The organism is Micromonospora sp. NPDC047670, from assembly GCF_043204915.1.
Lineage (GTDB): Bacteria > Actinomycetota > Actinomycetes > Mycobacteriales > Micromonosporaceae > Micromonospora.
Genome location: NZ_JBIDDA010000001.1, coordinates 408847 through 433629, shown reverse-complemented (window position 1 = coordinate 433629; position 24783 = coordinate 408847). Strand labels below are relative to the sequence as shown.

Here is a 24783-nt window from a genome sequence, read left to right as displayed (position 1 = left end):
ACTGGTCACCGTCCGCCATTACGAAATAACGCATTTAGTCGGCTTAGGGACGTAGATCCCCGGGAGGACTCTCGGGTAACCTCGCTGCCGGTCACCGCCGAAGGCGCGCAGCGGCGCCTGCGGTGCCGCCGCCCAATCGCCGTCAGGCGAGCCGGGGACCCAGGTACGTGGGGTGAATCCGCGACAGCGGTAGGGGCCACTTCCGCCCCGAACCCGTCAGCTAACCCGGTCGGCGGTCGACGGAAGGGAAAACTGTGACGGCACCCCTACGCCGCTGGTTGACACCTGTGGTGGCCGTGATCGCCGCCCTGGCCGTCTTCGCCGGGCCCCTCCCGGCGGCGGCCGCACCCACGACACCGCCCCAGCCCTCGGGCCACGGGGACGACGAGCCCAAGCTGCTCAACGACCTGATCGAGGCGCGGAACCGGAGCTACGTCCAGGCCAAGTCCAAGCTGGCGAAGTCGAAGAAGCGCCAGCTCGAACTGGCCCTTGAGGTCGACCGGGCGCAGGCCGAGCTGGCGGCGCTGGCTCCGCAGGTGAGCGAGATCGCGGCCCAGTCCTACCGGACGGGGCGGATCGGCGCGGTGTCGATGCTGCTGGACACCGCCAGCCCCGACTCGTTCGTCCAACGCGCCGCCGCGCTCGACGAGCTGAACCTGGTCAACTCCAAGAAGCTCGCCGCGGTGAACGCGGTCAAGACCCGCGCGGAGCAGGCCAAGCTGGCGCTCGACGCCGAGGTTCGCGAGCAGACGAAGCTGACCAACGAGATGGCCCGCGGCAAGCGCGAGGCGGAGAAGGCCCTCGCGCTGGTCGGCGGCAGAGGGCTGACCGGCGGCAAGGTGGTCGCCACCTCGCCGGTGGCCCGGATGGCACCGGGTCGTACCGCCGACGGCGACTGGAAGCCCCTGTCCTGCACCGAGGACGACCCCACCACCTCCGGCTGCATCACCGCGCGCACGCTGCACATGTACAAGGAGGTGAAGCGGGCCGGGTTCAACCGGTTCGTCGGCTGTTACCGCTCCGGCGGGCCGTACGAGCATCCGAAGGGCCGGGCCTGCGACTGGTCGCTGCAGCGAAGCGGCTTCTCCCCCTGGCACAACGACGACACCTACATGTACGGCAACAACCTGACCGCGTTCCTGGTCCGTAACGCCGACCGGCTCGGCATCTACTACGTGATCTGGAACCGGCAGATCTGGTTCCCGGCGACCGGCTGGAAGTCCTACAGCGGCCCGTCGAACCATACGGACCACGTGCACGTGTCACTGCTCTGACGGCGGTAGCCGACAGGGCCGCACCCGCGTCCGCGGGTGCGGCCCTGTCGCCGTCTGTGGGCTCTTCTCGAAGCGACGCCGGGCACCCGGGCGGACCGGGTGACGTCGAACGGCCGGTCGGGTCAGGCGACGGCGGCGGCGACGGCCGGCTGCGTCCCGTCGACCGCGCCCATCCGGGGCGGCACGGCGGCCACGACCCGCGCCTCGCCGGCGGCCAGCCGGTACGACATGCCGACGACGGCGCAGCGCCCGGCGGCCACCTCGGCGGCCAGCACGGCCGAGCGGTCCAACATCGCCTCGACGGTGCACCCGATGTGGATGTCGACGATGCGGTCGATGTCGTCCACGCCCTCGGCGGCCGCCCGGCGCAGGCTGGGCACCACGGCGTCGACCACGGCGTTGAGGTGCCCCTCGGGGGCCGTGCCGGTGGCGTCCGCCGTACGGGCGGCCTGGACGGCCCCGCAGGAGTCGTGCCCGAGCACCACCACCAGCGGCGTGTGCAGGACCGTCACGGCGTACTCGACGCTGCCCAGCACCTCGGGGCCGACCGTGTGCCCCGCGGTGCGGACCACGAAGAGGTCGCCGAGGCCGCGGTCGAAGATGATCTCGGCCGCGAGCCGGGAGTCGGAGCAGCCGACGATCACCGCGAACGGGTGCTGCCCGTCCGCGACCGCAGCACGGTGCCCGGCGTCCTGGTTGGGGTGGTGGGGGGCGCCGGCGACGAACCGACGGTTGCCGGCCTGCAACTCGGCGAGCGCCAGCTCCGGACTGCCCGACGGGGGGATCGCGTCGCGCACCGCAACCGGGTCCCCCGGTGCCGGCTCCGACGACTTCCGCTCCGGGCCCGGCTGAACGCCGGGGGATCCGGGACGACTCATCTCCCTCACCTCGTCCCTCACGAACGACCTGGTCACCCCGGCCGACGCTGGGCGCGGGCTGCCCCCACGGTCACACGCACCCAAAGATACGTCAAGGGATGCGTGATATGCGTTTCATATGTTTGCGCCCGCCCGCGGACTCGGGCGGGACCTTCCCGGCTGCCCCGCCCGCCGGCCGTCCGGCGACGGCGCGAGGGCGCGGCGGAAAACCCGAAAGGCGCGCCATACGATGACGACATGGCGACGACAGGGGAGAACGGGAGCACCCGCAACTGGACGTTCCTGACGAACCACGGGCACGTGCTGCTCGCCATCGCCCGCAACCCCACCGCCCGGCTACGCGACGTCGCGGACGAGGTGGGCGTCACCGAGCGGGCCGCCCAGGCGATCGTCGCCGACCTGGAGGCCGGCGGCTACCTGAGCCGCACCCGGGTGGGCCGGCGCAACGAGTACACGCTCAACCCGGCCGGGCGGTTCCGGCACCCCGCCGAGGCCGACCGGCAGGTCGGCGCCCTGCTCGCCCTTTTCGCCGACGACGCCGAGAGCGCCGACCGCACCTGAGGCGCAACCCGCCGAGGCGCGCGGCATCCCCGCCACCCCTTCGACGGTCCGCCGGCCGGCTTCGCCGGCGCCGGCGGACCTGCTCGTCCGAGGCCGCCTGGTCGTGGTCCGGATCCGGCCGGGCAGCCGACGGGCCCGCCGATCAGCCGGCGCGGGCGACGGGGCCGATCAGCTGACGTTCGGTGGGGGTCATGCTGAGCATCACCCACTGCACCTTGCCCTTGGTGATCAGGCCGACCATCTCGGGGTGCAGCTGGGTGAACCAGCTCTGCACGCTCATCAGGCCCAACGCGCTCGCCGCCGTCGCGGCCTCCGTCTCCACCAACCGCTGGAGCAGCACGATGTCGCTGCGTACCAGCGCGTCGACGTCCCAGCCTGCCAGGTCGTCGCGGACCACCAGGGTGGCCCGCCAGGGCGCGCTGAGGCCCGAGTCAGGGCCGGTGACCGGGCCGGTGTCGATCACGACGAGCTGCGGCTCGGTCGGGGTGGCCACGGTCGGTGGCGCAGCGCCCGGCGGCAGGAACGAGGCGACGTCCCGGCCGATGACGCAGCGCCGCAGGAAGGAGTCCCACTCCTGCTCGCGGGCGGTCTGGATGAACAGCCGGGCACCGAGCGCGAGGGCGCGGAAGGCGAGCAGCTCGGCGCAGCGCACGCCGCCGGTCAACAGCAGCCGCGTCGGTTCGGCCCGGAACAGGCGCAGCCCTACCGGCTCCTGCTGCCGGCTGCGCCCGACGACCAGGCCCCCGCCCCCGGCAACCAGGTGCAGGCCGCCGACCGCGGCGGCGTCGGCGACGTGCAGCCCCATCCGGCTACCGGGGAACGCGACGCTCTTCACCGCAGGAAACCTCCGAGCGGAAGCGTGGCGGCCACGCCGTGCGCGTGCTCGCCGTCGAGTCGTTGCAGCCGACCGCCGTGGCCACGGATCGCCTCGTGCAGGGCCTGGTCGGCGGCGGCGAGTGCGGTCGGGTCGGTGCCCATCAGGCGGAACGCCACCTCCACGGCGACGTCGTCGCCGGCGGTGCGGCTGGCCGCGATCGACACCACGCTGGCGGCGGGCAGCCCCCGCAGCAACGGGTCGACCTCCCACGGCCGGCGGGGCCAGACCAGCATCCGGTGACAGCTCTGCGGGGCGCCCTGGGTCGACCAGCCCCGCCAGGTCTCCCGGGCCAGCGGCCGCTCCCCCGCAGCACCGGGCGCCCCGCCGGTCAGATGGGTGAGGGCGGTGACGGCAGCGAGCACCTCGTCCCGGTTGAGCATCCGGGCGGTCACCCGCTCCTGCCGCAGCTGCCGCCGCATCCGCCGGATCGCCGCCGTGAGCGTCGGACGCAGGTCACGGTCGGCGTGGAAGTCGGGGGTCCGCGCGGCCTGGAGCACCACCCAGGCTCGCCGGCTGGCCGGCACGTCCCCGTTGGTCAACTCCCGGTACGCCCGGTCCACCGCCGCCGCGCCGGAACGGGCGCGCGGCGCCGGCGTCACCTGGATCAGCAACTGCACCACCACCGGGGGGGCCTTCTCGTCGACCGCCGGCAACAGCGAGGCCGCGGACGGCAGGGCCTGGGCCGCGCTCATCAGCAGGGCGCCCTCGGTGGGATCGACCTCGAAGACGGCGCTCAGCCCGCCTCGATGGGTCAGCAGGACGGCCGGCTGGTCGTCGACCTCGACGGTCTCCAGCTCGACGCCGTGCTCCAGATGGGCCAGCAGGTGCGCGGCCGCGTCCCCACCGGCGGCGGTGAGCTGCCGGCGGCGGCCCCGGAAACCCCACCAGACCGAGATCCACTGGTACAGCCACCGGCTGCGGAACCGGATCATCGTCGGGGTGAGCAGCAGCAGCGCCCCGGTGGCCACCGCGGCGGTGAGCGGCACGCCGCGCGGGGAAGCGGCGAGCACCGCCGCCGCGCCGGCCTGCCATGCCACCAGTTGGGCGACGTTGATGCCGCCGATCCCGAGGGCGGCCTGGTGCGGTCGTACCGCTCGAGTTGCCGCCGCCGCGGCCGCGGCCGCCGCGTCGTCGGCGACCGCGGCGGGCTGGGGGGCGGCGGGAGCGACGGCGGCTTGCGGGGGCGGCGCGGCCTGCACCGTGGCGGTGGCCTGTGCGGCCGCCGCGGCCCGTGCCGCGCCGGCCGCCTGGCTGATGTACGCGGTGCCGACAGCCGCCTGACCCTGACCGCGCTGTGCCAGGGCATCCGGACGTGGGCCGCTGCCGGCCCGGCTCACCGTCGGCGCGGGCGCCGCTACGCCGGCCTGCTGCGGCGGTGCCACCCGTGGGGCGGGCGGCACCTGCGGGGCCGGTTGGGCGGCCACACCCGGATGGTGCTGCCAACCCGGTTCGCCCGGCCGTGCCGCACCCGGATGCGTCACCTCGCGTCCCTCCTCACCTGGGCCGGCCCGCTCAGCGACCGATCGCGGCGCGGATGTCGGCCGCCGTCACGGTACGCAGCTCGTCGAGGCTGGGCCGCTGACCGGACTGACGCAGCCGTTGCGCCTGGGCCTTGCGGACGCCCTCGAAGAGCTTGCGGGCCTCGCGGGCGTTGCCGAAGTTCTGGTCCCGCTCGATGGTGGCGAAGTGCGTCTGGAGCAGGTCGGAGACCCCGTCGGCGAGCACATACTCGTCGCCGCCGGCCATCCGCTCCACGATGACGACCAGTTGCTCGGGGCTGTAGTTGCCGAACTCGATGGTCTTCGCGAAGCGCGACGCCAGACCCGGGTTGGCGTCGAGGAACTGGAGCATCTCCCCGGTGTAGCCGGCGGCGATGACGGCCACCTCGTCGCGATGGTCCTCCATCAGCTTGACGAGCGTGTCGATGGCCTCCTGCCCGAAGTCGCCACCACTGCCGAAGGAGCGGGAGAGGGTGTACGCCTCGTCGATGAAGAGCACCCCGCCCCGGGCCAGGTCGAAGGCCGCGGCCGTCTTCTCGGCCGTGTGGCCGAGGTACTGGCCGACGAGGTCCCGCCGGGACACCTCCCGGAACGCGCCGCCGGGCAGCGCGCCGAGCGCCGCCAGCAGCTCGCCGTAGATGCGGGCCACGGTGGTCTTACCGGTTCCGGGTGCGCCCGCGAAGATCAGGTGGTGGCTGACCGTGCCGACCGGCAGGCCGGCACTGCGCCGCCACTCGTTCACCTGGATCTCGTCGATGAGCGCGCGGACCTCCTCCTTCACCGACTCCAGGCCGACCATCGCCTCGAGCTCCGCGAGCAGCTTGTCGGTGCGCGCGGTGTCCTGCTGCTTCGCGGCCTGCGCCGCCTCGGCCCCGAAGGTGGCCCGCCGGCTGGCCACGCCCTCCACGATGGTCGGTGCGGCGCCCTCGGCGACCTCGATCGCCGGCAGTGCGGTGTTCTCGGTGGTGCATTCCTCGACCGTGCCCTGACACCCACGGGCGAAGGAGACGGCCGGGCCGCGGGTGTCGCGGATCCGGCAGCGGCGCAGCACGGGCGCGCTCTGGTGCACCACGGCGACTCCGGCGTGGCCGGTCTGGGAGATGTCGCAGGCCTCGATGGTCGGGCGGCCGTACTGGTAGACGTAGATGCCGCGGTTGCCGCAGCGGGTGACCGTGCTGGTCCGGATCGTCGGGGCGGCGCCGATCCGGACGATGATGCCGTCCTCGCTCAGGTCGCTGAACTCGCAGCCCTCCACTGTGCCGTCGGAGTCCTCGACCACCAGCCCGTAGCGGGCGCCGGTCACGCGGCAGCGGGTCAACGTGAACTCCGACCGGCTGGCCACCGAGACGGCCGGGCCGAAACCGGCGCTCAGCTCACACCCGGTCATGCTGAGCGTCGCCCGGTCGACCGCCACGACCGGCGCGTCGCCGGCCTTGAGGACCAGATCGCGCAGCTCCAGCCGGCCCGAGTTGCAGGACACCGTGGGGTACGCCCCGGACGAGGCGTCGATGGTGACCGTGCCGGCGCCCTGCGCGGCGACGATGGTGGCCCCGCGGTCGTTGACGAACAACGCCTCGTAGTAGGTACCGGGGCTGACCGAGACGACGGCGTCGTCGTCCGCCACCGCGAGCGCGTCACCGATGGACGGATAGGCGCCGGGCTGGTCCGGGGAGACGAGAAGGGTGCGCGTCATGGCTCCGGTCTTCGTACGGCGGAAGGGTCACGCCGACGATATCCCAGGCGGTCGACACGGCGGGAGCCCCGTCGCCGCGAGCCGAACCGCGCCATCCGGGGCCCGTCCGGCGCGGGGCGGCGGGACCGGACGCGCCGGCTTGTCGGCGGCGCCGGGGGAGGTTTCACGCGGCCGGGCCAGGTCGACGACGGGTCGGGCAGCCCGGTGCCGGCCCGAGCGGCACGGCGACGGGCCGCTAGGCTCGAGCCCGGACCGATGGCTGGTACGCAAGAGCTGGAGGACGGATGGCGGAACTCCGGATGTTGCCGCTCGCCGCGGGCGCGTTGCTGGTCGACGGGACCGTCCATACCCACACCTCGATCCGCGGCGACCTCGCGCCCGACCTGCACCCGGTGATCCGGCGCTTCCTGCACGAGCTGCCGAGCGGCCAGCGGGAGCGCTTCGCCGGCTGGTGCGCCGAGTCGGTCCTGCTCTCCGACCGGCTGTACGCGGCCGAGGCCGGTGGGGGGTCGCTCAGCCCGGCCCGGGCCCGGTCGCTGCTGTGGGGCGCGAAGGTGCGGGTGACCCGGGTCCGGGAGGAGGGCGACCCCCGCCACGGTGAGGTGCAGCCGCCCTGCCGCTCGTGCGCGGCCCTGCTCGACTGGTTCGGCGTGGAGGCGCTGGCATGACCGCACGCTTCCCACCCCTGGTGGCCGAGACGCTCCAGGTCGCCGGTTGGGTTCCCGGCCGGCGCGACGACGAGCGGGCCCGGCGGTGGGCGCTGAGACTGGCCGCCGACGCCGCGCCGGACGGCCGGCAGCACACCGTCGTCCGCGCCGCCGTCGAGGCGTACGCCGAATTCGGCGGCCTGCTGGTGCGCCCGCAGGGCGACGGAGAACAGATCGCACCGAGCACGTTCCACCTGGACCCGTTCCTGGTGAGCCACTCGGCGGCCACCCTCGCCGCGCTGGCCGGGGTCATCGGCGCGCCGCTCACGCCGCTGGGCGAGGAGGGCGACGGCACCGGCATCCTCGCGGTCGACGAGCCGGGGCGCGTGTTCGTGCTGGACCACGGCGGCGACTGGTATCTCGGCGAGCACCTCGACGAGGCGATCACCGCGTTGGTGCTCGGCCGGCAGCCCCGCCGGGTAGGTCAGGACGGCAGGTGGTGACCGACTGGGCGCCCGCGACCCCGACCGAGGAGGCGCTGCTGGCCGCCGCCGAGGCCGGGGACCGGGACACGTTCCTGGCGACGCTGGCCACCGGACCGCTGCTGCTGCCGGTGTCCCCCGAGGCGGCAGCCGGCCGCGCGCCGGTGGCGTGGCCGACGGGCGGGTACGACGGGCGGACCCACGTCATCGCGTTCACCTCACCCGGGGCGATCGCCGCCTGCCTGCCCGGGCAGTCGGTCAGCTACCGGGTGCTCGCCCTTGCGGACCTGGCCGCCGACTGGCCGGACGACGACTGGCTGCTCGCGGTCGACGCCGGGCTGCCGATCGGCGTCCAACTCACCGCCCGGGAGCTGCGCGCGGTCGCCGGGCCCGCCTTCGACGCCGAGCGGGAGCTACGCGAGGCGATCGCCCGGCAGGATCCGGACGCCCTGATGGCGGCCCTGCTCCGGGCGGAGCTGCTGCTGCCGCTGCGGCCGGGCGGGTCCGAGTCGCGGGATCTGTCCGATCCGGACTTTCCGTGGTGGTGCCTCCCGGACGAGCAGGGGCAGCCCTGCCTGCCGGTCTTCACCGCCGAGGTGCGGCTGCGGCAGGCCCTCGGCGACCACGACCTGGTCGCGGTCAGCAGCCTCCAGTTGGCCGAGCAGTGGCCGGACCCCTCGTGGCAGCTCCTGCTGAACCCTGGCACCCCGCTGGCGGCGGCGCTGCCCGGCGAGGCCGTGCGGACCCTGCGCGACTGGCTCGGTCAGCTACGGCAGGCGGTCACCAGCGCCAGCGAGGAGGAGCGCCAGCGCCTGGAGACGGCCGCGTACGCCGAGCCGGCCACGGTGGGCGTACCGGCGCAACGGACGGTGCCGGACGAGGACGCCGAGTACGAGCCGGACCCGGACCTGCCGGTGCGGCTGCAACTGGTGATCCCGCACCGGTACCTGCCGTCCTATCTGGAGGACGGTTACCAGCGGGCCGCCGGGCTGGTGCACGCCTGGGCCGGGCCGGGCCGGGACACGCCCACCCGGCTCTACCGGCGCCTCGGCCTGCTCGGCGAGGGTTCGCCGTTCGCGGAGTCCGACGAGTGGGTGGCCGTGTTGCGGTGGGACCCCAACGAGGACACGCCCGAGGACTGGGGGCGCGGCCAGCCGCGGATGGAGTCACTGGTGGTGCCGGACGGGACGGGCCTGCACTGCCTGCACCACGACGGCCGCGACGAGCTGCTGGCCCGCTTCGACGCGGCCAGCGGGCGCTGGTTGCCGGCCTGACCGTCGGCCGGCTCGCGGCCCTGGCGCCGCCGCAGCCCGGAGGGCCGGGGCTGCGGCGGCAGCGCGGGTCAGCGCCGGTTGCCGGCGAACCAGCCCCGGGCCGACCGGCTCTTGAGCAGGACGAGCGCCACCCCGGAGAGCCCGCCCACGACCAGCGGCGTGACCATCGTCGGTTGGAAGCTGAGCTTGCCCTGGACGAGCAGGCCGACCAGGGCGAGGACGAAGAGCCCGAAGGTGAACGTGGCCGGCGTCCGCAGCCCCGCGGCGCCCGCCCGGCGCCAGGCGAGGACCATGCCACCCACCGTCATGGCCACCAGCAGCAGGCAGAGCGCCAGGATCAGCAGGGCGATGACGATCAGGAAGACCTTGCCGTCTCCGTCGCTCCTCGCCATCGCCACGAGGAAGGCGACGCCCGCGACGAGCCAGGTGAGGGCCGTGGGCACCATCAGGAGGATCGCCGCGACCACCGTGGCCGGCCGCCGGGTGGCCGTGGGCGGCACCGGCGCACCGGGCGGTCCGGCATGCGGGGGTACCGCGCCGGGCGGTGACGGAGGCCCGGCGCCGGGGAACTGGGCCGGCATCTCGCCTCCTGTCCGTCAGGCATCCGGCCGGCGCCAGCCGGCGTCACCCGTCGGGTCGGTGGGGTGGGCCGGCTGCCCGCCCGCCGGGCCCGACGGCGGCACGCCCGGCCCGACCGGATGCGCCCCCGGTGCCGGCGGGTACGGGGTTCCGCTCCCGGCGGGACCGGCGACCGACGTGCGGGCGTCCTGCGCGGATGCCGCGCTCCTCCGACGGCGGCGTCGCCACACGAGCAGCACCACCGTCACCACGAGGCCGAGGACGACGAGTACGACCGCCAGCGAGAGCACCCATTCGAGAACCTTGTTCGGGCTCCCTGAGTTCTCCGCGCGCGCCCGGGCCAGCGTCGGGTCGAGCGAGGGCTCCCGGGGTGCCTGGGTCCGGCTGCCTCGGCCGTCCGGCTCGCCGGTCAACGCCCGGCGCAGGTCGAGCTGGCCGTAGCCGTAGTCGAGGTCCTTACCCGGTGTGCCGGCGTCCCGCGTGGTCTCCAACATCCGCTTGAACAGGTCGTGCGAGTTGAGGTTCGGGTACTTCGACTTCACCAGGGCGACCGCGCCGGAGACGAGCGCGGCGGAGCCGCTGCTCCCGGTGCTCATCGTGTACCGCCCGCCGGGCAGCGCGGCGAACAGGTCGTCGCCGGGTGCGGCGAGGTCGGTCTCCTCGGCGGGAATGGCGGCGATCCGGCTGGGGCGACCGTTGCGGTCGGTGCCGGTCACGGCGAGCGCGCCGGGGTGCCGGGCCGGGCTACCGATGATCGCGTCCTGCTTGTTGCCGACGGCGGCGACGACGATGACGTTCTTCTGGTACGCCCGTTTCACCGCCCGGTCCAGATCGACGTCGGTCGAGCTGCCCAGGGAGACGTTGATGACGTCGGCGCCGTGGTCCACCGCCCAGTCGATCCCGGCCGCGAGCGCGTCCGGCGCGATGATCGCCTTGCCCTCGGCGCCCTGAACGGTCACCGGCAGGAGCTTGGCCTTCGGGGCGACGCCGAGCACGCCCTCGCGGCCGCCCGGGCCGTGCCCGTGGCCGGCGATCAGGGACGCCATCGCGGTGCCGTGCCCCTGCCGGTCCTGGTGCCCCTTGCTCCGGTCGTCGTAGAGGTCCACGCCGGGGAGCACGTTGTTCTTCAGGTCCGGGTGCCGGGCGTCCACTCCGGTGTCGACGACCGCGATCGTGATGCCCTCACCCTGGCTGAGCTTGTGCAGCTCGGTCAGTTCGAGGGCGTCGAGGTGCCAGGCGTCCTTGCGGCTGTCGGCGGCTTGGGCCGGCGTGCCCGCCAGGGCCAGGGCCGCCAGGACGCTCAGCGCGGCCGTGGCCAGCGTGGCCGCCGGGCGAGGGACGAGACGCATCGCGCGTACCTTCCTCTGTGGGCCGTCGATCGGCCGGATGCACGGTCACCGCATGGTACGGGCCGGCCACCCATGGTGTGGTGACCGGCCCGCCTGTGCGTCAGCCCTGACCGAGCGCCCTGCCCTGCTGCTGCGGTCGGTGCTCCACCGGCGCCTCGATATTGCCGACCGCGACCGACTCGGTCGTCCAGAGCTCGTCGTCGCCCTCGCCGTACTCCCAGGTCTCCTGCTCGTCCTCGGCACGGCGTGCGGCGCCGCGGGCGCCCGGGACGGCCGGGCCTCCCCGGCGTCCACCCAGCGACGGCGCCGGGCCGGTGGTGGGAGCCGGACGCGCCGCGCCCCCCGCGCCACGGCCCGTGAGATCCGGACGGGCACCCGTGCCAGGGGTGAGCGGGCCACCCGCACGGGTGCCGCCGGCGCTCGGCGTGGCCGGGCGAGCGGCGCTCGGCGGTGTGCCGGGACGGCCGGCGGTCGGGGAGCCGGCGCGCGGACCGGAGGTGGCGGGCGTGGCCGGGCCGGTGCCGCGCTGGCCGCCGAGGCTCGGCGGCGGCGACGCCGGCCGACCCGGAGCGCCCCCCGCGTGCCTGGGGCCGGCGGTGCTGCCCGGCAGGCGCGGGCTGGACGGGGGGGTCGCCGGACCGGTCGGCCGAGTGCCGAGGCCCGGCGCGCCGGAGCGGGGGCCACCCGGCCGGCCCGTGCCGGTGTTGCCGGGCAGGGTGGGTCGGTTCGGCGCCGGTCCGCGACCCGCCGGGTTCCCGCCGGGGTTGCCGGTGCCCGGCAGGGTGGGCCGGTTCGGCGCCGAGCTGCGGGCGCCAGGGTTGGGCGCCCCGGTGCCCGGCAGGGTGGGCCGGTTCGGCGCCGGGCCGCGGGAGCCAGGGTTGGGCGCCCCGGCACCCGGCAGGGTGGTGCGCGGGGTGCCCGGCCGGCTGGTGTTCGGCGGGTTCGGGCGCGGATTGCCCTGGCCGGCCACCGGCAGCACCGGGGTGGGCGGGGGCGGGGTTGCCGGCGTGGGGGTGACCGGCGGCGCGGCGGGCGGGGGCCCGGTCGGCGCGGGAGGCGCGGTCACGGTGCCGGCGAGCGTGAGGTCGTTGGGCACGCCGGGCGGCGGCGTGGTCGGCGTGTCGGGCGTGTCGGGGCGGCTGGGCATGTCCGGCCGGGTCGGCCGGTCGCCGGACATCCTCGGGGCGACCGGCTTCGGCCCGGCCGGCGCGCCGGGTCGAGTGGGCCGCGGGGCCAGCGAGGGGGTGTGCACGACCGCGTTCGTCGGCCCCTTGTACATGCCGCCGCGCGAGATGTTCGAGATGTAGACGTCGATGTAGAGGTCCGCGAGCGGCTTGACGATGTTCTTCGCCCGGTCGTGGAATTCCTTCTGCACGTCCTCGTACGATTTGGCGTTGTTGATCCCGAAGAGGTCGCTTACCTGGACGCCCTCGTCGTCCTTGCGTTTGTCGGCCTGGTGCTCCTGCTCGGCCTTGTACTCCAGCCAGAGCTCACGCATGTCCCGCTGGGTCTGCGCGATCTTGCTGGCGATCTGCTCCAGACCGCTGGCCGTCTTGTCGGCGACGTCCTTCCACTCGTCCAGCGAGTAGAGGGCCGCGCCCACCTTGCCCATGAAGACCCGGCCCGCCGGCGACCGCCACTTGGCGTCCAGCGCGTCGGCGTGCCGCTTGAGGTTCTCCCGCGTGGTCTGCAGCAGGCTGCTGGCGCGCCGCCAGGTTTCGGCGAGGGCGACGGTGCGCTCGTCGCTCTCCTTGCGGGCGTACTCCCACATCTCCTCGATGGTGACCCCGTCCCACGCCGTGGGTTCGTAGGGTGCGGCCTGGGCAGACCGCTCGGCGGCGTAGTCGTCGACGACACCGGCGTAACTCGGAATGTACGTCGGCGTCCACCCGTAGTAGTTGTCGCTCATCCCCGCTCCTCAGCGTTCCCGTCCCCTGCCCACCGTCAGGACCGCACGTCCGGGCGTGCCACCTCATCGCCGTACATCTGCTCGTTGTCACCCTGGACGCGGTAGGAGCCGGGGCCCTCGCCGATGGTGTCCGGCTTGTCCACGTCCGGTGTCTCCTCCGAGTCGTCGTCCGCGGTGCAGACCTCCGGGCCGTAGTAGGTCGCCGGGTCCGTGGCCTCCGGCGGGACCGTGTTGGCCGGGTTCTGCTGCTCGTCCCCGCCCTGCTGCCAGTAGTCGTTGAGCGTCTTCTGCCCGTCGATACCGTTGAAGGCGTTGTAGACGTCGTCGTTGGTGGCCTGGGCCAGCGCGTCCCCGGTGAGGTACTCGGCGGAGATCGACGCCGCGGCCGTGCTGAGGGAGACCAGGCCCTTCATCGCGTCGCCGAGCATCTGCGCCACCGCCGAGCGGCTCTCGTCGTGCCGGCCCCGGAAGAACTTGCCCTCCTTGAGCCCACCCCCGCCGAACGGCGCCTGCACGGTGAGCATGGGGCGTACGCCGTTCTCGAAGCTGGGCCGGAAATTGACGTCCAGCTCGTCCTGGATGGCCTTCGCGAAGTCCTTCAGCTGCTGGATGTCGACGTCGATGTTCTCGTCGACGAGCCACTCGTCGCCCATCTGCCTCCCCGTTCGCTCACACGCCAGCGGCGCGGCTGTGCCCCCAGCCGCAGCGCCATGGTTCCACTCTGGTGGACGATAGCCTCATCGGGCAACCCCGCGTGGTGCTCACGTCCGTGGCGGCAGGTGCACCAACTGCACGAGGCGGGTGCCCTCCCGCCGCGTGACCAGCCAGCCCCGGCCCGGCGGCAGCGGCCCGGGGCGGACGGTGCCGAGCAGCACGCCCTCGTCCCGGTTGCCGGACATCACGATGCCCGGCGTGCTGATCTCGCGCAGCCGCATCAGCACCGGCTCGTACAGCGCCCGGCTCGCGCCGCCGGTGCGGCGGGCGATGACCAGGTGCAGACCGATGTCCCGGGCCTGCGGCAGGAACTCCAGCAGCGGGGTCAGCGGGTTGCTGCCCGCGCCCGCCACCAGGTCGTAGTCGTCGACCAGGACGTACAGGTCCGGTCCCTTCCACCAACTGCGGGCGCGCAGTTGGTCGGGCGTCACGTCGTTGGGCGGCAGCCGGTCCCGCATCACCGCGGCGACCTCGGCGATGATGCCCTCGGTGAGCTGGGCCGACGAGCCGTACCCGATCAGGTGCGGGGTGTTGATGTCGCCGAGCATGCTGCGGCGGTAGTCGACGATGACCAGCCGGGCCTCGGTCAGCTCGTTGCGGTCGACGATGGTCTGCGCCAGCGCCCGCAGGAACGTGCTCTTGCCGGACTCACCGTCGCCGAAGAGCACGAAGTGCGGGTCGGCGGAGAAGTCCAGGTGCACCGGTTGGAGGTCCACCTCGGCGATGCCGATCGGCACCCCGGGCCGTCCGGTGGCCGGCAGGCTGCCGTACGGGACCACCGACGGAAGCAGCCGGATCGGCGGAGCGCCCGGCCCCTGCCAGGCGCCGGCCAGGTCGTTGACCAGCTTGCGGGCCCCCTCGGGCAGAGTGTCCGTCTCCTGCACGCCGTCGGTGCGGGGCAGGGCGGCGAGGAACTGCTGCCCGTCGGCGGTGATGCCCCGACCGGGTGACTTCTCCGGCACGTTCATCGCGGCCCGACGGTCCAGGAGGGAGTCCCCCGCGTCGGCCAGCCAGAGCTCCAGCCGGGTGCCGAAGACGTCCCGCACGGCAGGGCGCAGGTCCATCCAGCGGCCGGCGGTGACGATCAGGTGGATGCCGAAGGAGAGACCGCGGTTGGCGATGTCGTTGATGGTCGACTCGAGGTCCTCGAACTCGGCGCGGATGGTGGACCAGCCGTCGATGACCAGGAAGACGTCGCCGAACGGATCGTCGGTGTGCTGACCGTGCCGGCGGGCCCGCCGGTACTCGGCCATCGAGTCGATCCCACGCTCGCCGAACCGCCGCTCCCGCTCGCCCATCAGCAGTTGCAGCTCGGCGACGGTCCGGCGGACCAGACCGCCGTCGAGCCGGGTCGCGACCGAGCCGACGTGCGGCAGGTCGCGCAGCGAGGAGAGCGCGCTGCTGCCCAGGTCGAGGCAGTAGACCTGAGCCTCCCGGGGGGTGTGGGTCAGCGCCAGCGAGGCGACGATCGTACGCAGCAGGGTGCTCTTGCCGCTCTGCGGGCCGCCGACGATCACCGTGTGGCCGGCCGCGCCGGCCAGGTCGAACCAGAGCACGTCCCGGCGCTGGTCGAACGGCTTGTCGACGACGCCGACGGCCACCTGCAGCTCGCCCACCAGGCCGGCGTGCGCCACCGTCACGCCCCGGGCCGGGTCGGCGGTCAGCGGCGGCAGCAGCTGGTCCAGCGTCGGCGGCTCCGCCAGCGGGGGCAGCCACACCTGGTGGGCCGGCGCACCCCGGCCGGCGAGCCGGCCGACCAGGATGTCCAGCACGCTGTCGCCGCCCGTGTCGGCCGGCTCCGGTGTCGTCTCCGGGACCGTACGGGTCACCGGCGGCGCGACGTAGGCGGTGCTGTACTCCCGCACGCGCTCCTCGCCGTCACCGGCGGCGACCGCCTCGGCCGTCTTGCTGCGGTAGGTGCCGGAGACGTACGCGGCCTTGAAGCGGACCAGTGGTTCGGTGCCGAAGCGCAGGTAGCCGTGGCCCGGCGACCGGGGCAGTTCGTACGCGTCGGTGGCGCCGAGCACCACCCGGCTCTCCATCGCCGAGAAGGTCCGCAGACCGATGCGGTACGACAGGTGGGTGTCCAGGCCGCGCAGCCGGCCCTCCTCCAGCCGCTGCGAGGCGAGCAGCAGATGCACGCCGAGCGACCGGCCGACCCGGCCGATCTGCACGAACATGTCGATGAAGTCCGGCTTGGCGGTGAGCAGCTCGGAGAACTCGTCGCAGATGATGAGCAGGCTCGGCAGCGGCGCCAACGGGGCGCCCGCCGCGCGGGCCTTCTCGTAGTCGCGTTGCGAGGCGTAGTTGCCGGCCGAGCGCAGCAACTCCTGCCGACGCACCAGCTCACCGTTGATCGCGTCGGTCATCCGGTCGACCAGCGGCAGCTCGTCGGCCAGGTTGGTGATCACCGCGCTGGTGTGCGGCAGGGCGTCCAGCCGGGTGAAGGTAGCGCCACCCTTGAAGTCGACCAGGACGAAGTTCAGGCTCTCCGAGCTGTGCGTGGCGGCGAGCGCCAGCACCAGCGTGCGCAGCAGCTCGGACTTGCCGGAGCCGGTGGCGCCGATCAGCAGGCCGTGCGGGCCCATGCCGTCCTGCGCGGACTCCTTGAGGTCCAGCTCGACCGGAGCGCCGTCGACGCCCACCCCGATCGGCACCCGCAGCCGGTCCCGGTTCGGCCGGGGCTGCCAGGCCCGGTCCACCTCGAAGTCGTACGGATCGCCGAGGTTGAGCAGTTCGGCCAGGCCCAGCTCGGTGGTGAGCGGGGCATCGCCCCCTCGGGACGCGGCCGAGAGGCGCAGCGGGGCCAGCTGCATGGCGAGCGTCTCGATCTCCGCGATCCGGCAGTCGTCGGCCCGCCCGATCTCCGCCGAACCGTCCACTGTGGTGCTGTGCAGCCGCCGGTCGGCGGTCACGTCGAGCACCAGCCGGGCCCGGTCCAGCACCCGCGGCGCCGGGTGGGAGAGGTCGAGCAGGGTGACCCCCTCCACGCCGCCCTCGGTCATCAGGTGGTCCGATCCGGCGGTGTCGCCGCCGTCGATGATGACCAGGACGTGCGGTCCGCCCACCTGGGGCGGCCCGCCGGAGGAGTTGAACCGCGGACGGCTCGCCAGCACGTCGTCGAGCATCGCCTCGAGCCCGGTGACCGAAGGTGCGACCAGCCGGAGCTGACCGAGCGCGTCGGTGCGGGTCGGGTGCAGCGCGTGCGGCAGCCACTTCGTCCACTCCCACGCGGCCCGCCGGTCGGGGGCCACGCAGACCGCGACGAGCATGTCGTCCGGCGCGTGGAACGCGGTGGCCTGGGCGAGCACCGACGTGACGAGCCCCCGCACCGCGTCGTCGTCGCCGCGCAGGTGAACCCGGGCGAAGCCGTTGAGCGCCATCGTCACCGGCAGGTCCGGCACCTCGCCGTAGGTGGTCAGGAAGCGGCGCAGCGCCAGCGCGCACATCGGCTCCAGCTTCTCCAGCGAGGTCGCGGGCGGCGGGACCAACGGCGTGGCCAGCTCCTGCGGGCCGAGACCGATGCGCACGGTGGCGAAGTCCACGTCGCCGCGCCGGCGCTCCCACAGCCGCGGCCCGAGCGGGACGGACCAGAGCGCGTCCGGATCCGGGTGCCGGTAGAACGCCGCTTCCCGCTGCTTGCGGATCGTCTTGAGCACCCGGCGGCGCTGCCGCGACAGGTGCGTCATGTACTCCCGCCGCTTCTGCAGCATCTCCTGCTTGCTCGGGCCGCCGGAGTTGTTGGTGAGCTGGGAGGCGAGCATGCCGATCGCGGAAAGGCCGAAGAGTCCGCCGGTGACGTAACCGAGGGTGCTGCCGCCCCGGCCGGCGAACATCAGCGCCATGGCGAACGAGCCGGCGAGCATCGGCAGCAGCATCAGCATCTGGCCCCAGGCGCGTCCACTGGGTGCGGGCACCTCGGGCGGCGCCTCCAGCAGGACCTCACCGGACGGGTACTCCGGCTCCGGCTGCCGGGCCGGACGTTTTACGACGACCGTGCTCACCTATCAGACCTCCCCGCTGGCGTGCCCGGACCGATCGGACCGAACCGGCGCCCACGCCACCGGCACATGGTAGGTAGCCTTCTCTCGTCATGACAGCCGCGGGCCCTACCCGGTCCGCTCCCCGTCCCGAGGGGTCATCAGTGGTCACCCAGGCCGGAACCGGTCTCGTGCGCATCGCCGTCGTCACCCCGAACCGGCGGCTCGATCTCGCCCTGCCCGAGCATCTGCCGCTCGTCAGGCTGCTCCCCGCCGTGCTGCGGCAGGCGGAGGAGCACCCGTCGGACGGGACGTCACACGGTGGCTGGACGCTGCGCCGCACCGACGGCACCGCCGTCGACCTCAACCGCACGCTCGCCGTGCAGAACGTCCGGGACGGCGAGACGCTGCACCTGGTGCCGCGCCGCACCGAGTGGCCCGAGCTGGCGTACGACGATCTGATGGAGGCTGTCGCCGACGGTGCGCGCCGGCGCGGGGTGGCCTGGAGCCCGTTCGCGACCCGACTGACCGGTCTGATCGTCGGCGGCGCGCTACTGCTGCTCGGCCTGGCCGTCATCGTCGCCTCCGACGAGCCCGGCTGGCTCGGTGGCGTGATCGCCCTCGGCACCGCCGTGGTGCTGCTGCTGGTCGGGATCGTGTTGTCCCGGGCGATGGCCGACTCCCTCGCCGGGGCCGTGGTCGCCGCCGCCGGTCTGCCGTACGCCTTCGTCGGCGGCACCCTGGTGATCGGCACCGGGGAGTCCGTCTGGGCGCTCGGCGCGCCGCACGTGCTGCTCGGTTCCGCCGTCCTGCTCCTCACCGGCCTGCTCGGCTTCCTCGGTGTGGGCGACGCGACCCGGGTCTTCGTGGCGGCGGTCTTCGCCGGGTTCTGGGGCATGCTCGGCGGCCTCTTCGCCCTCGGCTCGATGGACGCGGCGCAGGGCGCGGCGATCGTGGTCAGCGTCGTGACCCTGCTGCTGCCGGCGATGCCGCTGCTCGCCGTACGGCTCGGCAAGATTCCGATGCCGGCGCTGCCCCGCACCGCCGAGGACCTGCTGCGCGACGAGCCGCAACCCCGGCGCGAGTTGGTCTACCAGGCCACTGCCCGGGCCGACGAGGTGCTCACCGGCATGATCTTCGGCTCGTTCGTGGTCACCGTCGGCTGCCTGATCGTGCTCACCGCACACGGCTCGGTCGCCGCCCTGCTGCTGACCGGAGTGGTCGCACTCGGTCACCTGCTGCGTGCCCGGCTGGTGCCGACCGTCCGGCACCGCGTGCCGCTGCTCGCCGTGGGCCTGGTCGGGCTGGCCCTGCTGCCCCTCGTCGGCGCGGCGGACGCCGGAACGGTGCTGCGGGTGCTGGCGGTGCTGCCGGTGGCGGTGGTCGCGGCCGGGTTCTCGGTCAGCGCCGGACTCGCCTACAGCCGGCGCGCCCCGTCGCCCCGACTGGCCCGCCTGGGGGACATGCTCGACATCCTGCTGCAACTGGCCGTGGTGCCGGTGGCCTGCAGCGTGCTGGGCCTGTACGCGTTCATGCGCGCGCTGAACGGCTGACGCCGGGCGCCGGCCGTCGGTCCGCCGAGGTGTCCGGGGCGCCGAGGGCTCACAGCGTTACGTCGCTGACCGCCGGCGCCTTGCCACCACGGATGAGCGCGATGATCGCGGTGTCGATGTCCTGACCGATGAAGAAGTCGTCGGCCCAGTGCAACTGGAAGACCCGTCCCTGAGCGTCGATGACGAGTTCCGAGGGCCCGTCGGCGTTGTTGCCGAGCGGAAAGACCGGGATGCCGTACTCCTCGGCGAAGACCTCGGAGCCCTCCGCCAACACACCGCCGCGGGTGGGATGCAGGGCGCTTCCGAAGCCGCCTCCCGGCTCGCCGTGCCCGCCGAACTGGGGCAGGCGCAGGCCACCGAATTCGACCAGGGCGGCGCGTGCCGCCGGGAAGAACTCCAGCCCGGCCAGTTCGTCGGCGAAACGGGTCAGCCACAGGTCGACGGCGGCCGTCATGTCCCGGCCGGGAAACCAGCCGGCCTTCTCCAGCACCTCGCGGACGTCCGGCGGGAAGCGGCCCTCGGCGGCGCGGTGCTTCGCGTACCGTTCGGCGATCGCCGGGGCGGGCAGCGACGGCCACTGGGACAGTTCCCCGGTCTCCCGGTCGATGACCGCTGTGGGTTGTCCGGTTGCCGACGGTGGCCGGGGCGGCCCGTTCGCCGCCTCCGGCTCGGGTTCACGGCGCGAGGCGATGAAGCCCAGATCGAACTCGTAGAGGTCGATCTCCGGCGGCGGGCCGGGGTGGCCGGCGGCGGCCCACTCCCGGGCGCGGGCCAGCGCCTCGTCGCGACTGATCATCGGAACTCCCTCGGGCCGTGGTCGTCCTGGTCGCCGGCTGCGACCGGGTGCCGGCACCACCGTGTTCGGCGCGGTGCCTATCGTAGGCACCGCGGTCCGGCGCTTCCGTCCGCGCCGACCGTACGCCAGGGGAGGATGCCATGCCGTCGCGGCGGGACCAGGTCCAGTCGTACCAGTTCTTCGTCCAGCGGATGACGTCCGCGCTCGTGGCGCGCGAGCCTGATCCGGAGGCCGCGCCGTTCCGGCGGCTCGGCGGCGCCGGCTTCGCGGGCGTCATGGTCGCGGTGCTCTGCCTCGCCGCGGTGGGCGTCTACGGCCTGCTGCGCCCCGGTGGCGCCACCAAATGGAAGGCGGGCGGGGCGGTCGTCCTCGAGAAGGAGACCGGCACCCGGTACGTCTACCGGGATGGCCGGCTGCACCCGGTGGTCAACTACTCGTCCGCGCTGTTGGCGATGGGGTCGGCGGTGCCCACCGTCTCCGTCTCCCGGAACTCGCTGGTCGGCACGCCGCGCGGCCCCCGGATCGGCATTCCGGACGCACCGGATGCCCTGCCCGACCCGAAGCGGATCCTCTCCGGGCCGTGGACGCTCTGCACCCAACCGGCCCGGAACCAGGCCGGCGGGACCGTGGCCACCACCGTGCTCACCGTCGGCAGGGCGCCCAGCGGTGGACGTGCGATGGGCGACAGCGCGCTGTTGGTCCGGGACACCAAGACGAGCCGGTTGCACCTGATCTGGCACGACCACCGGTACGAGATCCGCAACCAGAAGATCGTCCTCGAAGGGCTCATCATGACCGCGGAGCCGGTGGTCGAGGTGGGCGGGGCCTGGCTCAACGCGCTGCCCGCCGGCGAGCCGATCGCCACCCGGACGGTGGCCGGCCGGGGTGAGCCGTCCGACGCGCTGCGGGATGCCCGGGTCGGCCAGATCTTCGTCGTGGAGAGTCAGAACGGCAGCCGCCAGTACTACCTCGCCGACCGGGAGCGGCTGGCTCCGCTGACTCCGCTGCAGGCCGACGTGTTGTTGGCCGACCCGGAGACGCGGCGGTCCTATCCGGACGGGTCTACGCCCCGGGCGGTCCCGCTCGCGGCCGGCACCGCCGCAGCCGCCCCCAAGGCGTCGGTCCCTGCGGCGGGGCGTCACCGCGCCCCCGACGAACGCCCCGAGGTCGCCCGGCTGACCGGCGACCAGCCGGCCGTCTGCGCCGGCTACCAACCGGGGCAGGACGAGCCGACCCTGCTGTTGGACGCCCAGGTGCAGCCGGTGAAGGAGCCGGTACGCACCGGCGAGCAGACCGGCGACGGCATCCCGCTCGCCGACCGGGTGGTCATCGAACCCGGGTACGGCGTGCTGGTCGCCGCCATGCCGTCGCCGGACGCCCCGACCGGCACCCTGAACCTGGTCACCGACCTGGGATACCGGTATCCGTTGGCCTCCGAAGATGTGCCGGGGATGCTCGGCTACCGGGGTGTGCGCCCCGTCGAACTGCCGGCGAGCCTGGTCGTCCGGCTACCGGCCGGTCCCGCGCTCGACCCGACGAACGCGAAACGGGCGCTGGACCCGGAGTGAACGCACCTGCCACAGTGGCGCGCGTTGCGGGTCCGAATGCCAACCGGCCTAGCGTCGGCTGGACGCGACCCGTTACGGTTCGTACGAGAAATGGTGCACGAGCGCCGTAACTATGGCTGCCCCCGGCGACGCGGGGCGATCGACGAGGACGGGGGTGACTCCACCATGACGATGCGTACCGACACCGGCTTGATGGTGAAGACCGAGGGCGACGTAGATGCCGTCGCCGACCGGCTCACCAGCAACCTGAACGGGCTGATGGACCAGCTCACGCCGCTGTACGACCAGTGGAAGGGTGCTGGTGCGGGCTCGTTCCAGCAGGTTCGCGAGCGGTTCGACCAGGACATGGCCCGGTTGAACGTGGCGCTGCGGGCCATCGCCGAGGCCGTCGGGTCCGCGGGTAAGGACTACGACGTCAGCGACGACGAGATCCGGTCCGACATGGACTCTGCCGGTGCCACCGCCGGCCAGATCACCGCCGCGCTCAAGCTCTGACGGGGAGGGGTTCCGAGATGGAGATTCGCTACAACTTCGGTGCGCTGAACGCCGCGGCGGACAGCTGCGGCGGTGCCGTGAGAAACCTGACCGGCGAGCTCGACGGGCTCAAGTCCGGCATCGCGCCGCTGCTCGCGACCTGGGACGGTGACGCCCGCGAGGCGTACTTCCGTCGGCAGAGCGACTGGGAGTCGGCCGCCAACGACCTGCGTGACCTGCTCGGCCGGATCGAGAAGGCGCTGCGCGAGTCGGCGGTCAAGATGCAGGCCCGCGAGGCCGCCAACCGGGCGAAGTTCGGCGACTGAGCTCGACCGTTACGCGTCGATGGCCCGGCCCCGTGCCGGGCCATCGTCGTTCCCACCATCGTCTGACGACGCGGGCCCGGCCTCGGGCTCGCCCTGACGACGCGGGCTCGGCCTCCGGGTTGTCCCTCAGCCGACGCCGCAGGCTCGGCCTCCGGGCTGTCCTCAGCCGCGGGGCAGCGAGGTGGGCACCCGGAAGAACGCCTCCTCGGGCTCGTCGACCTCGCGGACCGGGGGTGGCGGCGCCGTCGGCCGGGTCGGCCGCCACCGCAGGCGACGTCCGCGCGGCAGCAACGAGGCCGCCGCGCCGATGGCGAGCGCGATCGCCGCCGCCACCAGCCCGCCCCAGAGCGCCACCCGGCCGAAGACGCTCCACCGCTGCGCGCGCTCCTGCGCCACCGGGTCGTACGACGGATCGGGCAGCGGGGGCTGGGCCACCGGCGCCCCCCTGGTCAGCCGCTCGGTGACCGCCCGGTACGGGTTCAGCACGCCCTGTCCGTAGCCCTGCTCCGGATTCCCGCGCGCCGGGTCCACCGTCGCGACCAGCCGGCGGGTGACCTCCTCCGCCGACAGGCCCGGCTCGGCGGCGCGGATCAGGGCGGCCGTCGCGCTCACCAGCGGGGCCGCGAAACTGGTGCCGCTCCAGACCGCGTGGCCGGAGAGACGGGTCGCCGCCACCACCGCGCCACCGGGCGCCACGAGATCGACGTACGGTCCGACCTGCGACTGCTTCACCCGCGCGCCCTGCTGGTCGATCGCGCCGACCCCGATCACACCCTCGTAGGCGGCGGGATAGGGCACCGGGTCGGGACGCTCGCCGTCCTGGTGCAGGTTGCCGGCGGCGGCGATCAGCACCACGTCCTTCTCCCGCGCGTAGCGGATCGCGCTCTCGACGGCGGGGTCGGGGCGGTAGAGCGTCAGGGACATGTTCACCACGTCCGCGCCTTCGTCGACCGCCCGGCGGATGGCCTGCGCGAAGACCGCCGTGGAGGCGCTCTCGCCCTGGCCGTCCACGCCCTCGTTGCCGGCCCGTTCGCTGACCCGGATCGGGACGATCGTGGCGTCCGGGGCCAGTCCGTGGAAGCCCACGCCGTCCTGCGGACGGGCGGCGATGAGGCTGGCGACCGCCGTGCCGTGCGAGACGCAGTCGACGTCGCCGCCGGCAGCGCCGCGCAGCGCGTCGAAGCCCTTCGCCACCCGGCCGCGCAACTGGGCGTGGCTGCCGTCCGAGCCGGAGTCGATGACCGCCACCCGCACCCTCGCGCCCGTGCTGAACGGCCACACCCGCTGCGGCGAGAGCCACTGCTGGTGCCAAGGGGTCTCGCGGATGACCTGCCCCGGATCGCTCGGGTTGCCGCAGACCGCCGGGGCCGCCACGGACCGCGCCGGCGTGCCGAGGATGGTCGTGCCCGTCAGCGCCACCACCAGGGCAACTGTGGACGTACGGCGGCCGAGGGCCATTCCGCGCTCACCTCCCGTCTGCACGGCGTCGGTGCATCGTAGCGATGCCCGGACCTGGACCGGATACCCGATGTCGCGCCGGTTCAGTATGGTCGACCTGTCACGCCGTCGGTGGGACCGCGGCGGCGCATGGACGTGCAGGGGGAGGACGTCATGGACACGCAGGCGCTGCGCGCCCGGGCCGACGAGCTGATGGCCCAGTTCGAGCGGATGCGTTCGGGCGTGGGTGACCTCCAGCAACGACTCAAGGCCGTGAACGCCACCGTCACCTCCGACGACGGGTTCGTCACCGTCACCGTGGGCCCCCGGGGCCAGGTGGTGAAGGTGGAGTTCGACCCACGCATCTACCGGCGGCCGAACTCGAAGGAGCTCTCCGCCACGGTCACCGAGACGATCCGGCGCGCCACCGAGAAGGCGATGGCCGACGTCGAGGAGCTGTTGCGGCCCTTCGTGCCGGACAGCCAGTTCCAGGCGTACATGGACCACGACCTGGACGGCATCTTCCGCCAGTTGGACAGCGATCTTCCACGGGAGGACGACCGATGAGTGACCCGAACGAGACCTTCGTCAACCCCGACGGCGCGCGGGACGGCGGCCGTCAGCTCGGTGTCGCCGGCTCGACGCTGGCCAGCCGATGGGCGCAGCACGCGGCCACCATCTCCTCGCTGAACGCCTCGGCCCCCTGGGGCACGGACGAGCCGGGCAAGGAGTTCAACAAGCACTACCTGGAGGGCGACGACGCCCCCGCCACCAGCGTCCTCACCGGTGGCAAGACGATTGTCGACCTGGTCAAGGTGCTGGGTCCCGACGTGACCAGCGCCGTCGACGGCACCGTCGAGGTCGACGACATGGTCGACAAGTGGTTCGGCGGCGAGGACAAGTAGCCTCCCAC

General features: G+C 73.7%; 22 protein-coding genes and 1 riboswitch. Of the genes, 11 read left to right on the top strand and 11 right to left on the bottom strand.

Features of this window, described 5'->3' with window-relative positions:
• Positions 1 to 119 precede the first annotated feature (119 nt).
• A riboswitch (cyclic di-AMP (ydaO/yuaA leader) is annotated at positions 120 to 251 on the top strand.
• Between the two features lie 3 nt (positions 252 to 254).
• A complete protein-coding gene (locus tag ACGF7U_RS02025) occupies positions 255 to 1274 on the top strand; it encodes a coiled-coil domain-containing protein (protein ID WP_393102207.1) in 1020 nt (339 codons plus the stop codon).
• 122 nt (positions 1275 to 1396) lie between these two features.
• Here the strand turns inward: ACGF7U_RS02025 and ACGF7U_RS02020 are convergent, their stop codons facing one another.
• Entirely contained in the window at positions 1397 to 2152 is a 756-nt protein-coding gene (locus ACGF7U_RS02020; protein WP_393102206.1) for a carbonic anhydrase, read from the bottom strand.
• 237 nt (positions 2153 to 2389) lie between these two features.
• Between ACGF7U_RS02020 and ACGF7U_RS02015 the strand changes: the two genes are divergently transcribed.
• Positions 2390 to 2713 (top strand): helix-turn-helix transcriptional regulator, encoded by a 324-nt coding sequence (locus ACGF7U_RS02015; protein ID WP_393102205.1) that lies wholly within the window; start codon positions 2390 to 2392, stop codon positions 2711 to 2713.
• 142 nt (positions 2714 to 2855) lie between these two features.
• On the opposite strand, the gene ACGF7U_RS02010 is transcribed toward ACGF7U_RS02015, so the two are convergent.
• The 3 genes from ACGF7U_RS02010 to ACGF7U_RS02000 all read right to left on the bottom strand — a co-directional run bounded on the left by ACGF7U_RS02010 (position 2856) and on the right by ACGF7U_RS02000 (position 6782).
• Positions 2856 to 3548 (bottom strand): hypothetical protein, encoded by a 693-nt coding sequence (locus tag ACGF7U_RS02010; RefSeq protein ID WP_393102204.1) that lies wholly within the window; start codon positions 3546 to 3548, stop codon positions 2856 to 2858.
• Positions 3545 to 5014 (bottom strand): type VII secretion protein EccE, encoded by a 1470-nt coding sequence (gene eccE / locus ACGF7U_RS02005; RefSeq protein WP_393102203.1) that lies wholly within the window; start codon positions 5012 to 5014, stop codon positions 3545 to 3547. Before eccE ends, ACGF7U_RS02010 begins: the two co-directional genes overlap by 4 nt.
• 88 nt (positions 5015 to 5102) lie before the next feature.
• Positions 5103 to 6782: a right-handed parallel beta-helix repeat-containing protein gene (locus ACGF7U_RS02000; protein ID WP_393102202.1), complete on the bottom strand. Its 1680-nt coding sequence runs from the start codon at positions 6780 to 6782 to the stop codon at positions 5103 to 5105.
• 299 nt (positions 6783 to 7081) lie between these two features.
• Here ACGF7U_RS02000 and ACGF7U_RS01995 point away from each other — a divergent pair, with 299 nt between their 5' ends.
• From ACGF7U_RS01995 to ACGF7U_RS01985, 3 genes are read left to right on the top strand one after another with little or no spacing between them, the layout of a single operon-like run.
• A complete protein-coding gene (locus ACGF7U_RS01995) occupies positions 7082 to 7450 on the top strand; it encodes a YwqJ-related putative deaminase (protein ID WP_393102905.1) in 369 nt (122 codons plus the stop codon).
• Positions 7447 to 7932, top strand: a complete 486-nt coding sequence (locus ACGF7U_RS01990; RefSeq protein ID WP_393102201.1) for an SUKH-3 domain-containing protein — start codon at positions 7447 to 7449, stop codon at positions 7930 to 7932. Before ACGF7U_RS01995 ends, ACGF7U_RS01990 begins: the two co-directional genes overlap by 4 nt.
• Positions 7926 to 9185 carry an SseB family protein gene (locus tag ACGF7U_RS01985; RefSeq protein WP_393102200.1) on the top strand — a complete coding sequence of 420 codons (1260 nt, stop codon included), beginning with the start codon at positions 7926 to 7928 and terminating at the stop codon, positions 9183 to 9185. The genes ACGF7U_RS01990 and ACGF7U_RS01985 overlap by 7 nt, the downstream gene beginning before the upstream one ends.
• Before the next feature lie 68 nt (positions 9186 to 9253).
• Here the strand turns inward: ACGF7U_RS01985 and ACGF7U_RS01980 are convergent, their stop codons facing one another.
• The 5 genes from ACGF7U_RS01980 to eccCa form a co-directional block, all read right to left on the bottom strand.
• Positions 9254 to 9685: a hypothetical protein gene (locus ACGF7U_RS01980; protein WP_393102199.1), complete on the bottom strand. Its 432-nt coding sequence runs from the start codon at positions 9683 to 9685 to the stop codon at positions 9254 to 9256.
• A gap of 96 nt (positions 9686 to 9781) precedes the next feature.
• Complete coding sequence (mycP, locus tag ACGF7U_RS01975; protein WP_393102198.1) at positions 9782 to 11113, bottom strand: type VII secretion-associated serine protease mycosin; 1332 nt, start codon at positions 11111 to 11113, stop codon at positions 9782 to 9784.
• A gap of 100 nt (positions 11114 to 11213) precedes the next feature.
• A complete protein-coding gene (locus ACGF7U_RS01970; protein ID WP_393102197.1) occupies positions 11214 to 13022 on the bottom strand; it encodes a hypothetical protein in 1809 nt (602 codons plus the stop codon).
• A 35-nt stretch (positions 13023 to 13057) separates the two neighbouring features.
• Complete coding sequence (locus ACGF7U_RS01965; RefSeq protein WP_393102196.1) at positions 13058 to 13675, bottom strand: hypothetical protein; 618 nt, start codon at positions 13673 to 13675, stop codon at positions 13058 to 13060.
• Between the two features lie 108 nt (positions 13676 to 13783).
• Entirely contained in the window at positions 13784 to 17740 is a 3957-nt protein-coding gene (eccCa, locus tag ACGF7U_RS01960; RefSeq protein ID WP_393102195.1) for a type VII secretion protein EccCa, read from the bottom strand.
• A 140-nt stretch (positions 17741 to 17880) separates the two neighbouring features.
• On the opposite strand from eccCa, the gene eccD reads away from it, so the two are divergent.
• The gene (gene eccD, locus ACGF7U_RS01955; protein WP_393102194.1) at positions 17881 to 19269 is read left to right on the top strand and encodes a type VII secretion integral membrane protein EccD; all 1389 of its coding nucleotides are present in this window, start codon (positions 17881 to 17883) and stop codon (positions 19267 to 19269) included.
• Between the two features lie 49 nt (positions 19270 to 19318).
• Here eccD and ACGF7U_RS01950 read toward each other — a convergent pair whose 3' ends face one another.
• Complete coding sequence (locus ACGF7U_RS01950) at positions 19319 to 20065, bottom strand: SUKH-3 domain-containing protein (protein WP_393102193.1); 747 nt, start codon at positions 20063 to 20065, stop codon at positions 19319 to 19321.
• A 140-nt stretch (positions 20066 to 20205) separates the two neighbouring features.
• Between ACGF7U_RS01950 and eccB the strand changes: the two genes are divergently transcribed.
• The 3 genes from eccB to ACGF7U_RS01935 all read left to right on the top strand — a co-directional run bounded on the left by eccB (position 20206) and on the right by ACGF7U_RS01935 (position 22433).
• Complete coding sequence (eccB, locus tag ACGF7U_RS01945) at positions 20206 to 21633, top strand: type VII secretion protein EccB (protein WP_393102192.1); 1428 nt, start codon at positions 20206 to 20208, stop codon at positions 21631 to 21633.
• Positions 21634 to 21798: 165 nt separating this feature from the next.
• A complete protein-coding gene (locus ACGF7U_RS01940) occupies positions 21799 to 22128 on the top strand; it encodes a WXG100 family type VII secretion target (RefSeq protein ID WP_091098749.1) in 330 nt (109 codons plus the stop codon).
• A 17-nt stretch (positions 22129 to 22145) separates the two neighbouring features.
• Positions 22146 to 22433, top strand: coding sequence for a WXG100 family type VII secretion target (locus ACGF7U_RS01935; RefSeq protein ID WP_393102191.1), 288 nt, complete (start codon positions 22146 to 22148; stop codon positions 22431 to 22433).
• 162 nt (positions 22434 to 22595) lie between these two features.
• On the opposite strand, the gene mycP (ACGF7U_RS01930) is transcribed toward ACGF7U_RS01935, so the two are convergent.
• Complete coding sequence (gene mycP / locus ACGF7U_RS01930; RefSeq protein ID WP_393102190.1) at positions 22596 to 23891, bottom strand: type VII secretion-associated serine protease mycosin; 1296 nt, start codon at positions 23889 to 23891, stop codon at positions 22596 to 22598.
• A 153-nt stretch (positions 23892 to 24044) separates the two neighbouring features.
• Between mycP (ACGF7U_RS01930) and ACGF7U_RS01925 the strand changes: the two genes are divergently transcribed.
• Positions 24045 to 24437: a YbaB/EbfC family nucleoid-associated protein gene (locus ACGF7U_RS01925; RefSeq protein WP_393102189.1), complete on the top strand. Its 393-nt coding sequence runs from the start codon at positions 24045 to 24047 to the stop codon at positions 24435 to 24437.
• Positions 24434 to 24775: a hypothetical protein gene (locus tag ACGF7U_RS01920; RefSeq protein WP_393102188.1), complete on the top strand. Its 342-nt coding sequence runs from the start codon at positions 24434 to 24436 to the stop codon at positions 24773 to 24775. The genes ACGF7U_RS01925 and ACGF7U_RS01920 overlap by 4 nt, the downstream gene beginning before the upstream one ends.
• Positions 24776 to 24783 lie beyond the last annotated feature (8 nt).